The sequence below is a fragment of the Prevotella communis genome, from assembly GCF_022024175.1.
Taxonomy (GTDB): Bacteria; Bacteroidota; Bacteroidia; order Bacteroidales; family Bacteroidaceae; genus Prevotella; species Prevotella communis.
In genome coordinates this window covers 795,569-808,932 of the sequence record NZ_CP091794.1, presented here as the reverse complement: position 1 = coordinate 808,932, position 13,364 = coordinate 795,569, and the positions used below count along the sequence as shown (strand labels likewise).

Genomic DNA, 13,364 nt, shown 5'->3' with positions numbered 1-13,364 from the left:
CGCCTCGCTTTTCGGGGTGCAAATATAAAGCGAGGTCGTCCCAAAACGCAGGACACCATCGCTAATTTTAATATCTTTTAAGAAAAAAGCCTTATTTCCACCAGTCATCCCTCAGTCGGCATACAGCCTGAGTGATGCAATTCATCGTCTTACATTCCGCCACGGTGATGCCCTCATCGGCCTTCCTGTAATGGTACTTCCAGGGCGTCAGCAGCAGGAGCCGGCCTGAGGCACAGAGCGTCTGCTTCTCCTCCGACGGATGGAAAATCTCAGGAAAACCATTATCGGCAATCAAGACCACGGGGTATGCCCGCTTCTGCACCGCCGCCATCATAATCTGCTCGCGCTTGGCGATACGCGCCGACACCAGTACATCCCCCTCATCGGCAACATCCATGCAGCGCAGCAGCTGTGTATCGTGCAAAGCCGCATCCTTACGGTGACACACTACGGGCAGCAGGCGTTTCTGGAGCAGTTCGCCACTGCCGTAGCGGTCGCAATATACCATCCCGTCCTTCACCAGCAGCCTTGCCGAGAGGCGCTGCCATATCTCCTCCGTAATCTGTGAAGGCAGGCACTCACGCTGCAGATAGCCCTTCAGGGCGCGCAGCGACAGGTGCGTCTCTACGCACATGCGCTGAGGCAGCAGCCACTGGCGGTTAGACATGCGCAGCAGCCGGTTGCGCGGGTTATTGCGGATATAGGCGCGCTGCGTCTCCAGCTGCGCCTCGTCAACAGGCATCACGTCGCAATAGCCGCCATCAAAAAGGGACGGCGCCTCCAGCTTGGCGGCCCCTGGCTTAGCGGCCCAACCGCTAGGCACTCTACCCGTGCCAGGCTTCCCGCACAGTGTGCCAGGCTTCCCGCACAGTGTGCCAGGCGGTTCGGCTGCCTGGTCATCGCCCGCTGGCAGCCCCCTTCCCGTCATGGCCCAGTAGCGCTTGTTGCATCCGTATTTGAAGCCCGCAATGACCTGCCCCAGATGCGTGGGTTTGCCATTTCTTGATACCACGTCCCTGTAGGCCACCAACAGGAAATGGATATGTTCAGGCATCACGATATAATCCAGCACTTTGAGCATCGGGTAATAACGCTGGATGCTCTCTGTCAGCTCATGCTCTACCATACGTCCAAGGGGCGATAGCTCCACATGCGGTGCTTCACTGTCACCGTCCGGTTTATCCAGCCTGCCAGCCATATGTCCCAACGGTTGATGCAGGTCCTTCGCTGCACTAATCGTGATATGATATAAGCCGCTGTGACTATAATCATGAGAATGGCTGCGCCGCTTCATGCTATGCTCCGTCGGCTTTCTAAAGTCCTTGTCATTCATACGAATTGCAAAGGTACAAAAAAATCCCGCTCTATTTGTGGTAGAACGGGAAAAATATTTATAAAAAGTTAGTCTCCAGCACCAGCCTGATATTTTGCGGGTGTGGTGCCGGTTTTTTCCAAGAACACCTGGTGGAAATATTCGCGGCTGTTGAAGCCGCAATGGTCGGCCACGTAGTCAATGGTCCATTCGGGATGACCGGCGAGCATGCTCTTGGCCTCTTCGATGCGCAGTGTGGTGACCAGTGTTGCCAGTTTGCCGTATGCCGACTGGCGCAGCCACAGTCTCAGCTGCTTTTGCGGGATATTCATCTGGTGCGCCACGCTGCTCAGCGTCAGGTTGTGCTCGCGATAGGCTCCGCTTTTCTTCCACTGCTTCATAGCCTCCTCGACATGCAGTTTCACGTCATCATCCAGCGTGTCGGCATCTTCTTTTTTCTTCTCGCAGTTGGTCGTCACCTCTTCACCGTCGGCATCCTCACTTTCCTCTACGCGCACCATGTCCTCGCTGATGCCGTAGCGGTAGAAACTGATAACGCAGTAGGCAATGACGAAGAAGAAAAACATGGAGAATACTTTCAGCGGCACACCTTGGAAGAAGATGGCGAGGGGCACCATGAGGGCCATCATGCCCAGCAGGATGACGCTGCGCGCCATCCATCCCAGCAGGTCGCGCCGTTCATGGTCATAGAATTCATCTACGGCCTGTTGCAGTCGGCGGTATTCCTTCAGATGCATCTGAAGATAATAGCATTGTATCACCAGGAAGAGCACGGCACTGGCATATTCAGCCCGTCTCAGCGGTGCTGACTCTTCGGCCATTGGGATGCCATCAACCAGCAGTGTGGTGACGAGAATCAGGGTGTTCAATCCACAAGCAGCCCCACCCCACAGCCATCCTCTACGGCTGACGTTGCCGCGCCGCTGTATGTAGAGCACGGCAATATTGATGAGTACGCCGGCGGGCAAGAAGAACAGCAGGTTCCACAGCACAGCCTGACTGACCCCCATGTGCCGGAAGCCGCCGATGTGCTGCAGCGCAAACTGCACGGCCACCAGCAATGTGCCCGCAGCCATGAGCCATCGTCCGCAACCGAACCCCGCATGATGTTTAGCACGTCGGGGTACGCACAATACCAGCATCAGCGTCAGCATCACCATGGTCAGCAATCCGCCAAACTGCATTTCTTCTATCGTTATCATGCTGCAAAGGTAGTCATCTTTTATCAAATAGCCGCCATTCAGGGCAAAGAATGTAAGAAAAACGCACTTTTCTTACACCTGAATCATGTTTTTTTAACACCAAACGTGTTTTTCTAACACCTTCTTCCGCATATTATATGTACCTTCGCGCCCGAAATTAATCAAGATGTCTAATCATTAAAAATTTTTTATATATGAAAAGAAGAACCAAATTCATTCTGACGAGGGCAACGATGACGCTGCTCTTGGCTTTGTTCACCACCGTTGGGGCGTGGGCAGAGATTACAGGCCACGGCACACCCAACGACCCGTATGTGCTGAACACAGCCGGCGACTGGGCAACATTTGCTAACGAGAGCAACGCTGCTACCTATTGGGGCAGCAACGTCTATGTGAAGCTCAGCGACACATGGGACAACAGCGCCAGTGCCGTCACTACGATGGTGGGCACAAGCGACCATAAGTTCTGCGGCACGTTCCTCGGTAATGGCAAGACGCTGACGCTCAACCTGACTACCGACGGCAGCGAGTTCACAGCTCCCTTCCGCTATGTCTATGGTGCAACCATCAAGTTCCTCCACACAGCGGGTACCGTCAATGGCGGCAACCAGAAATATGCCACAGGTCTCATTGGCAGCAGTGAAGGCACGGTGAACATCACGGCCTGCCGCAGCAGCGTGGCCATCAGCAGTGACCGCAGTAAAGAAGACAACAAGGATGCCACCCACGGAGGTTTCATCGGCGTAGCCAGTGGCAGCGTCACGTTTACCAATTGCCTGTTCGACGGCAGCATCACCGACGCTGCAGCTACCTACTGCGGCGGCTTCGTGGGCTGGCGCAACGGCTCGCTGACGTTCAACAACTGCCTGATGGCGGGCACGATGACGCTGAGCACCTATAGCGGCAGCGCCACCTTCAACCGCAACGGCTCGTCAACGCTCAATCATTGCTATTACAAGACGGCATACGGCGACGTGCAGGGCACGGCTGTAGGCACAATGACCGATACCGAGCTGGCCGCAGCCCTCGGCTCGATCTGGGAGGTAAGAGGCAACAGCGTCGTACCCATCATAGATGTCAAGAACCTCAAGACCGCCACCGTCAGCGGCATCAGCGGCTTTTACCTCTACACGGGCAGCGAAATCGCCGTCGACTACACCGTGACGGCAGCAGACGGCACAGCTCTGACCAAAGGCACGCACTACACCGAAACCATCTGTCCCGCCACCGTACAGGAAAAGGGCGACTACACGCTGATCATCACGGGCACCAGCCCCTACAGCGGCTCGCAAACGTTCAACTTCACCGTGGGCGACGACTTGCACGTCACTTCCGAAACCACTACGATGACCAACACTACATACAAGGTGGCAGGCAATGTGACCATCAACAGTCGTGTCACCATCAACGGCGACGTGACGCTGATATTCGACGCGGGCAGTAGCCTGACCGTGACGGGCGGCATCGGTGTGAACGAGGGCAACAGCCTGACCATCTGCGGCACGGGCATGTTGACCACTACCGCCAGCGGTTACAATGCCAGCATCGGTGGCGACAATAACCACTCAGCCGGCAACATTACCATCAGCGGCTGCACCGTCAACGCCACGGCAGCTTTCCTGGGCGCAGCCATCGGTGGCGGATGCTATGGCGCTAACGCCACTCAGGACACAGGCACCAGTACCATCACGCTGAACGGCTGCGTCGTGACGGCTACCTCCACAAGTACAGGACCTGATGTTGCTGCTATCGGCGGTGGCATGTGCGACGATAGTCACACATACAACGTGAACATCAACGGCGGTCAGATTACAGTGAACAACAATGGGGAGAGCAAACGCTCGGGCTACATTAAGGGTAACGTCAACCTCGACTGGACCGACTTTGCTAACGACTTCATCGTGGCTGACGGCTACAACGGCACTTTCACCTTCAAGCATCCGTTCCAATACGACAACAGCGGCACGCCCACCATCGTCACCGCCGAGAACATCGGTTCGCTGGGCGGCAAGCGACTGACACCCTACACCGCACAGACCTACACTGTGACCTTCGACACCGGCGAGGGTGCGACGACCGTGGCCACACAGACGCTGCCCGAGGGTTTCACCGCCACGCGACCCGACGATCCGCTGCGCACGGGCTACCGCTTCACCGGGTGGAAGAGTGGCTCGACAGCCTACGACTTCACCGCCACCGTCACCGCCAACCTGACGCTGACCGCTGAGTGGGAGACTGTCAGCGCCATCAGTTACATCAATACCGAAGGGCAGACGGTGAGCGGATTCACGCAGTACATCGCCTTAGAGGCTGGCCACACCACGCTCGACGGCAACGTCTGCCCGACGTGGGTAGTGGATGCCGACCTGACGCAGAGCAGCCGCATCACCGTGAAGAACAGCGTGACGCTCATCCTGACCGACGGCAAGACGCTGACGGCGCAGAAGGGCATCTCGGTGACAGCCAACGACAATGCCGCGCTCACCATCCTGGCGCAGAGCGGCGGCACGGGCGCACTCACCGTGACGGGTGTGAACAACCATACCGGTGACGCCTGCATAGGCGGCGACTGGGCCAGCGGCAAATACAACTGCGGCACCGTGAGCATCTACGGCGGACGCATCACCACCAGCGGCAACCACATGGGCGCGGGCATCGGCGGCGCAAATGGCTACCAGGGCGGTACCATCAATATTCTCGGCGGACAGGTCGATGTCAGCGGCGGTTCCTATGGCGGTCATGCCATCGGCTACGGCTATCTAGCCAAAACGGCCACGGCCACCATCACCCTGGGCTGGCGCAACGCCACGGACTACATCATGCTGCGCCCGGGCGTGAGCGGCACCGCCTGCTGCAAGGGCACGGTGACACTGGCCTCGAACTTCCTGCTCGACGGCACCACCACCAAGGCCCGCTGGACCAGCGAGAGCGTCAACAACATCAACAGCCAAAAACTGGTGCCTAACACGACAGTCCAGACGGACTGGGCCGACATACAGGCAGTACTCACCGCTGGCGGTACCATCGAGCTGACCAACGACGTCAGCAGCAAGAGCGGCGACGAGATGCTCGTCGTGGGCGCCGGCAAGACGGCCACCATCGACCTCAACGGCCACACACTGACGCACAACAACGCCACCGGCACGGGCGACAATAATTCCGTCATCGAGGTGCGAACCCAAACCTCCGCGCTGACCATCCGCAGCACTGGCAGCACCGGCCACATCGCAGGCAACCTGGATGGCATCTACAACTGTGGCACGCTCACCCTGACGAACGTCGCCATCAGCGGCCTTGGCGGCCTCGCCATCTATAATCATGGCACGGGCACGCTCACCCTGACGGACGTCAGCGTGACGGACAATACCCACGGCGGCATCGAAAATTACGGTACGCTGAACCTGGCGGGCAAAGTGACCGTCACGGGCAACACGCTAAATTCGTCAGCCTGCAACGTGTTCTTAGCTAGTAGTAGCGTCATCACCCTCACCGGCGCACTCGACAGTGACAGTCGCATCGGGGTAGGCGGTGCCAACGATTACGCCATCACCAGTGGTGCCAACGGCAAGGCCACGCTGGCCAACTTCATCAGCGACGAAGCCCACGAGTACATTTGCTGGACCACCGACGGCTCGGAGGTGCAAATGAACCGACGATACTTTATCAACGAGCGCGACGGCATGGCCGACCTCACGAGCCGCCATCAGGGCGAGACGGTGCCCGTACGCTTCGCCCGCTCGTTCACCAGCGGCGTGCCCTCCACCATCTGTCTGCCGTTCAAGATAAATCCGGCGACATACACGAACTACGGCACGTTCTACACCTTCGAGGGAGTGGACAAGACCACCAGCCCCTGGACGGTGACGATGGAGGAAACGAATTCATACCTTTCGGACGCAGGCACGCCCCTGCTCTTCATGCCCAAGCAGACGGGCAGCGTCACCTTCGAACCTTTCGACGGCAGCCCCACCATCGCCAGCAGCTACACCGCCGGCACGACGACCGTGGGCGACTGGACCTATAAGGGTACTTATGAGGAAGTGAAGTGGACCACCGAGCCCACGGGCATCTACGGCTTCTCGGCACAGGCCGTAGCAGATGCCGGCATCAGCCAGGGCCAGTTCGTCAAGGTGGGCGCCTACGTCAGGGTGAAGCCCCTGCGCTGCTACTTAGAGTATCAGAACGGCATCGCCAACGCCGCCCGCCGACATGCCGCCGCCAGCGACGCGACAGCCACCGAACTGCCAAAGACCCTCAACGTGCGACTCATAGGCAGCGACGGCCAGCAGACAGCCATCGGCACCCTCGACACCCAGACGGGCGAAGTCACCCTAGGCAACTGGTACACCCTCGACGGCACCCCACTCAGCGGCAAGCCATCGGCCAAGGGCATCTATATCAATAACGGAAAGAAGATGGTAATCAAATAAAAGGAGAACACTGCAATGAGAAAAAAAGCATACGAAAAGCCCACAATGTGTGTGGTGCAGCTTCAGCATCAGAGCCAAATCCTGACCGCAAGTGGTCCAGACACGCTTTCGGGACATGCCCAGGGCGAGTCTGAAACGGAAGACACTTGGTACGACTTGGAATAAGCCACTGTGGTCATTTGGTCAAGGTCATTTGGTCAAAATCAATTTCGGGAACGCGGTCATTGCTCACTATATATAAATATAAATATTTATATTATAGTGGCGGATTTTGACAGTCAGTTTTCGATTTTGACAAATGACCAAATGACCAAATGACCAAATGACCGCGCAAGACAAAAATAGACAAAATAATCTTGGATATGTATTCGTAGACCGCAATGGAAATGTAGTACCTTCGCATTGTCAAAAATGAGCAACACGCCGTATCGCTGACAGCAAAACGCCGGCTCGCTGCAAGAGAAACGCCGTTTCGCTCTGAGACATGAAACATGAAACATTAAAAAATCGGCTCCTGAAGCGGAATGCTTCGGGAGCCGTTATTGTTTTGTCGGAAAGAACCGGGTTAGTAGGCCACAAAACCGCCGTTGGGCTGCATGGTGACCTTTGCCTTGCCCTTCTTCAGTTTCAGGGGACTGATGGCGATGCCGGTGACGGCGCCCTTCTTGTCGACCTGGTCACAGAACTGACGGGTGACATCGAAGTCGTCGAGGTCGAGGGTCAGCGTGAGGGGCTCCTTCAGGGCATTCAGACCAGCCACATACCACTGGTCGCCATGACGGCGGGCCAGCACGACATATTTGCCAGGATAGCCATCAACATAGCGGGTCTCGTCCCACGTGGTGGGGATAGCCTTGAGGAAATCCAGTTCGGCCTGAGGCAGTTCCTGCAGGTTATTGGGCTGCATGGCGATGCACTGGATGGCCGTCTGGTTGGTGAAGGCCGAGGCAATCTCGAAGGCATCGGTGGTCTTACGCGTATGGCGCGTCTTATTGTCCTTCGACATATACTTATTCATGATGACACCACCCCAGTCCATCGTGGCCACCGCATTACGGCAGAAAGGATGCATGGTGAGGTCGAAGGGCTGACGCACGGCAGCACCCTCGTTGAAATACACATTCTCGCTGGCCAGCACAGCCTCAGAGGCCACGAAGTTGGGATACATGCGCTCCCAGCCACGAGGCAGGGTGCAGCCATGGAAGATACACTGGATGCCGTAGCGGTTGGCATCGAAGAGGATATCCTCGTAGAGCTTCATCGTCTCCTGCTTGTCGCCACCGAAGAAATCGACCTTGATACCCTTCACGCCGATGCTCTGGAGCCAGGCCATCTCGCGCTCACGTGCCATGCTGGTGTTCAGACAGTCGCGTGGCGTCTGCGGCGCATCGTTCTCGAAGCCGTTGGAGTTATACCACAGCATCAGCGACACACCCTTTGACTGCGCATACTTAGACAGTTCAGCCATGCGCTCACGACCGATGTTCTGGTCCCACCAGTTGTCCACCAGGCAGAACTCATAGCCCATCTCAGAAGCCAGGTCGATGAACTTCACCTGATCGTCGTAGTTGATGGAGTTGTCCTGCCAGATCAGCCATGACCAGGTGTAGCGGCCGTATGAGGGCTGAGGGATGAGGGATGAGGGCTGAGGGCTGAGGGCTGATGTTTTTGCGACAGAATCGCTTTTGGTATCGCCAGGGGCACAGGCGGCACAGGCGGCACTCTCCTGGAACTCCTCCAGATTCTCCATGGTGCCGAAGGAGTAGCGGGGTGCTACCACATCATAGGCGATGGTAGTCTCGACGATAGGCGCCAGCGTGTTGCCCACGGTGATAGTACGCCAGGGCGTCTTGCCAGGCAGGGCGATACCCGCCGTGGTGGTGCCGATGCCATTGTTCTCGCCAGCCATGGGGAAAGCAATGGTGTAAGGATAATCAGAGAGGTGAGAGCCGCAATACTGACTGCTGACGCCCGTCTCAGAGATGAGCACCCAGCCACCCGGCTCTGTGGCCTGCGACTTCGTGGCAGGCAACTTAAACAGGCAGGGGAACGTATAGCCCTCGCCATACTGCGAACGGGCCGTCATGGGCATGTCGGCCTTGTATTCCTCCTCGTAACTGGGTTTGGTACGCTCCCATCCCACCATCGCCTTGCTCTGAGGCGTGAGGAACGTGGTGGTGCCATCGGGCAGGACGAAGCCCGTGGACTCATGCTGAATCACGGCACTCTTGGGATTGTCATCCTTCTGACGAGGGATATGATAGCGGAAAGCCACGTCGTTGTTGCTCACAGAGAACTCCACCGTGATCTTCTGACCGGCAGCATTCTTGAAACTGACAAACAACTGGGCAGCCACGTAGTGCATCCACGAACGCTTGGCCTGATGCATCTGATAGAGACGGTCAGCACCGCCCATCCTGGACGTAGTGATTCGGAGCTTCTGGGTGAAGTCACCGAAGTCGGCCTTGAATCCCAGTGGCGAGGGCAGCAACACCTGTCGGCCGTCGTACTTGACGGCATAAGTAGCACAGGGGCCGTCGTCACTCACCGTTACCACCAGTTTCCCGTCGGGCGAGGAGATGGCATCCTCACGAGCCGAAGCAGTTAAAGGTAAGAAAGTAAAAAGGTAAAAAGGTAAAACACCCATTACCGCCTTTCTTACCAACATCAATGTGTTCTGTTTCTTCATTTTATTTCTTATTTTGGAGTTAAAGGAGTTAAAAGGAGTTCTTTTAGTCGGTCTGCGACCTTTGTAAAAGCGTCGCAAGCGCCGAGCGAAGGAGTTAAGACGTTAGTTTTTTAAGATTCCAAAAACAGTCTTCGCAATCTGCGCATCGCCAGCCTCGGTGGGATGGATGCCGTCGGCCTGCATGGCCTTACCATCGGCATTATTAAAGATGGAGTGCAGGTCAATCACCTCCAGATGCTCGTCCTGTGCCACCTTGTTGATGATAGGAATGATCTGATTGACGATGACAGAATCGCTGATATTCCATGAAGGTTTGTAGGCAGGGATTGGCGTGCAGAGGATGATGCGCGGCTTGGCAGAGCGCTGCATCTTCTTCGTGGGCTTGCCCTTCTTGTTGAGCACGGGCACCTTAGGATTAAGCTGGTCAATCATTGAGCGAAGATCACTCTCGAACTCATTGCCATGCTGCCAGTTCTCTGGTTTCGAGTCGTTGGTACCCAGTTTGATAATCACCACATCAGCCTTGAACGCCACGGCATCGCGCCATGCCTGTTCGTTCCAGATAGGCTGGTCGCCCTTCTTCAGGAGCGTGCGGGCACTGCGTCCGTAGTTCTTCACCACATAGCCGCTGCCCAACAGCTTCTGCAACTGTCCGGGCCATGCCTTTGCATCACTCATATCGATGCCGTGGCCATCGGTGATACTGTTGCCGATACAAGCCACGCGCACAGCATCACGACGAGGCGCCTTGTGGCAGTTGAGCCAGGCGGTGAGGTCATTCAGCATCTGGTCGTGGAAAGGCCAGGTAGAACGGAAGCCGAAGCCGTGGCCCCCACTGGGATAGACATGCAGCGTACAGTCGTTGCCCATGCGGCGCATAGCCGAATAATAGGCCACGCCATTGGTCACAGGCGGCACCACACCGTCGTCGTTGGCCGTGAGAATAATGGCAGGAGGCGTCAGATGGCGTACCACCGCATTCTGGTTGGAGAACAGGCGTACCAGTCGCTCGTCCTTCTGTCCGTCCTTGCCCAGGAAGTTCACACACGAGCCCTTATGACTCTCGCGCTCGTTCATCGAGATGACAGGATAGAAGAGGATAGAGAAATTTGGACGACAGTCGTACTCGCTATGCGTAGACACGGTAGAGGCCAGATGACCACCAGCCGAGAAGCCCATGATACCCACATCCTCAGGATTGATGCCCCACACCTGGGCAGAGTCCCTCACGGTGCGGATAGCCTGCTGGGCGTCGCCCATAGGGATAGAGCGGTCGCCATTGGGCATGCGGTAGGTGAGCACGAAGAAGGCGATGCCCTGACGGTTGAAATACTCAGCCCAGTCGTGCCCCTCGTGCTGGGTAGCCAGGTGGCTATAGCCGCCACCAGGACAGTCTACGATAGCGCGTCCTGAAGGTGTCTCTGGCAGATAGCCCACCATATTGGCCTTGCCGTCGGGGGTGATATTTACTGTGATTTTCCGTGCTGTCTGTGCCTGGAGGGTCAGTGCCAGCAGCAACAATCCAAAAGAAACAATCTTTCGCATCTTAGTCTACGTTTTAAGTTTTTCTGTCGCAAAGGTACGAAAAAAAAGTAGAACCACAAAAAAAAGGCCCCCGAATCACTTCAGGAGCCTTTGTTTGTAACCACTGTTACACCTTGTAAACCAAATATTCTTTTATAAATATGAATCTTATTTATACGGCAGGTAACAGTTCTGCGTGGTGATACCAGGGGCATTGTTCTGCAGTTTAGTGCTGAGCCACTTGTCACCGAAGTTACCGCCATAGATGCCCGACTGGTTCTTGTGGAGTGCCAGACGTCGCAAGTCAGAGAAGCGAGTGCCCTCAAAAGCAAACTCCATGGCATACTCATCGCAGAGCAGGTCTTCCATCGCATTGATATAGTCGTCCTTGGTATAAGTAGTCAGACCGAGACTGAACTTACTGTTGATATCAGCCAACTTAGCAGCGAGGACATTACTATAGCGATAAGTAGAATAGAGATCTTCCACAGCACCGGCGCCATGCATGTGGATACCCACGAACGATTTCTGCGCACCGTTTCTGAAAATCTCAGAGTTTTCCTGAGCCAGGAAAGGCAACTTCGTGGTCAGCAGTTCGTAAGACTCAGGCGTCAGGTAATACTTGTCATCCAAGTGCGACTGGGTCATATCGAGCACCTTATTGCCGTCGCCATCCAGAGAGTCGTTGCCCTCAGCATCCTTCAGATAAACCTCCAGATAACGATAGTTGGGCAGTTCGGTGTGCAGACCGTTCTTCAGCACGGCGAAGGCAGCATCAGGATAGCCCATGCGGTTGATAGCCTCGGCCAGGTGGAGCCACACCGTGGCGTTACGATACAGATAGACATAAGCCGTAGAGGGCTTGTAGGTATAGACGAAGGTGGAGTCGGCACCAACACCCTGACAGATGCTCTGGGCACGGGCATCACCCACAGCCACATTCTTCACAATCCAGTTGAAAGGCGTCACCTTTACCTGCTCAGTATAGTAATAATACTGGGCACGACGGGCTGAATCGCAGTAGGCCTGTGAGGGCACAATCTGGATATCCTCGGTCTTGGGACAATCAAAGATACTCTCCATAGGATCGTTCACATCTACCGTAGATGTTCTCTCGGTACCATAGTAATTATAACCGTAAGAGGCAGGGATATCAGTCGTCTTACCCATGGTGTAGTTCACGGCCATGGGGATGTAAGAGATAACATCGCCAGGTGAGGCCGCATGTGTAAACGAGTTTTCCCAAATAGGCGTATTATTAAATATGGATGAATTCTTTCCGTCGTTAAAGTCGGCTGGCCACTCAGTGAAGTTCTTGAATATTGGACTATAGCGACTATAGGAGGGAGACATATAGTTGTTGTAGTTTACAGAGATATTGGAAGTATTCAACTGTCCCTCGTAGCGCAGGTACTGATAGTAGCAGGTGGCTGCTTTCTCGTACTCACCCAGTTCCAGGTAGATATCTCCCAGCACCACGTTGAAGGGCACGAAGCACTTCTTTGGAGAGAAGAATTTCTCGCCTCCGCCCCAGTTGAGCATACCTGCAGAACGTGAATTCTGGTTGAAGGTAGGCACAGCCAACTGTTCGTCGGTATAGCGGGCTTTCAAGGTCTCCATCATCTTAGCTTCTTCTGTCAGGATAGTGCGATAGTCGGTCATCTGCGTATTAGCATTGATCTGACCGATGGTGGTGACAGGGTCGGTGACATAAGGCACCTGACCATACTGACGAGTCAGTTGCAGGTAGGTCCAAGCGCGGAAAGATGCCACAGCGGCATACTCGTTGCACACCACATTACGGGCACCTGTGGCCAATGTGGTATCACGATGAGCCAGATAATAGTTACAGTTGTTGATTACCTTATAATAAAGGTACACACTGTCGTACTTATTCGTGGCATCGGCCGTAAACGATGCCAGGTTGCGCAGGTGAGTGGTAGCCTTGGAAGTGGGGCTCACCAAATCACCACGCATCTCGTTCTGATAGTAATACTGATCGGCCAGTTCCTGCATGGCCTGCATGATGCCATAGGCATAGAATACAGAGTCTGTCTTCTGGTCGAGGGCAGGGTCGAACAACTGGCGTGAGCTGTCTGACTCAAGCATATCTGAGCAAGAGGCCAAGCCACAAATCATGCAGATGCCGCCGATGAAATATTTTGCTTTGGTAATCATAATTATCA

The 13,364-nt window shown here is 55.4% G+C and carries 6 protein-coding genes; 1 reads left to right on the top strand and 5 read right to left on the bottom strand.

The annotated features are described in order from the left end of the window. Nucleotides 1–91: 91 nt before the first annotated feature. On the bottom strand, nt 92–1,333 hold the full coding sequence (locus tag L6466_RS03070; protein WP_237802119.1) for a hypothetical protein: 1,242 nt from the start codon (nt 1,331–1,333) through the stop codon (nt 92–94). Nucleotides 1,334–1,401: 68 nt separating this feature from the next. Continuing rightward, a complete protein-coding gene (locus tag L6466_RS03065; protein ID WP_237802120.1) occupies nt 1,402–2,535 on the bottom strand; it encodes a helix-turn-helix transcriptional regulator in 1,134 nt (377 codons plus the stop codon). 194 nt (nt 2,536–2,729) lie between these two features. Here L6466_RS03065 and L6466_RS03060 point away from each other — a divergent pair, with 194 nt between their 5' ends. Next, nucleotides 2,730–6,965, top strand: coding sequence for a beta strand repeat-containing protein (locus tag L6466_RS03060; RefSeq protein ID WP_237813071.1), 4,236 nt, complete (start codon nt 2,730–2,732; stop codon nt 6,963–6,965). A 565-nt stretch (nt 6,966–7,530) separates the two neighbouring features. Here L6466_RS03060 and L6466_RS03055 read toward each other — a convergent pair. From L6466_RS03055 to L6466_RS03045, 3 genes are all read right to left on the bottom strand, one after another. Further along, a complete protein-coding gene (locus tag L6466_RS03055) occupies nt 7,531–9,654 on the bottom strand; it encodes a glycoside hydrolase family 97 protein (protein WP_237802122.1) in 2,124 nt (707 codons plus the stop codon). Between the two features lie 102 nt (nt 9,655–9,756). After that, complete coding sequence (gene axeA1 / locus L6466_RS03050; RefSeq protein WP_237813070.1) at nt 9,757–11,199, bottom strand: acetylxylan esterase AxeA1; 1,443 nt, start codon at nt 11,197–11,199, stop codon at nt 9,757–9,759. Nucleotides 11,200–11,346: 147 nt separating this feature from the next. Continuing rightward, entirely contained in the window at nt 11,347–13,356 is a 2,010-nt protein-coding gene (locus tag L6466_RS03045) for a RagB/SusD family nutrient uptake outer membrane protein (RefSeq protein ID WP_091818498.1), read from the bottom strand. Nucleotides 13,357–13,364: the final 8 nt, after the last annotated feature.

What these genes read in the sequence shown, in the direction of transcription:
- L6466_RS03045 (WP_091818498.1), bottom strand. Translation starts at nt 13,356, where the DNA reads ATGATTACCAAAGCAAAATATTTCATCGGCGGCATCTGCATGATTTGT.
- L6466_RS03055 (WP_237802122.1), bottom strand. Translation starts at nt 9,654, where the DNA reads ATGAAGAAACAGAACACATTGATGTTGGTAAGAAAGGCGGTAATGGGT.
- L6466_RS03065 (WP_237802120.1), bottom strand. Translation starts at nt 2,535, where the DNA reads ATGATAACGATAGAAGAAATGCAGTTTGGCGGATTGCTGACCATGGTG.
- axeA1 (WP_237813070.1), bottom strand. Translation starts at nt 11,199, where the DNA reads ATGCGAAAGATTGTTTCTTTTGGATTGTTGCTGCTGGCACTGACCCTC.
- L6466_RS03060 (WP_237813071.1), top strand. Translation starts at nt 2,730, where the DNA reads ATGAAAAGAAGAACCAAATTCATTCTGACGAGGGCAACGATGACGCTG.
- L6466_RS03070 (WP_237802119.1), bottom strand. Translation starts at nt 1,333, where the DNA reads ATGAATGACAAGGACTTTAGAAAGCCGACGGAGCATAGCATGAAGCGG.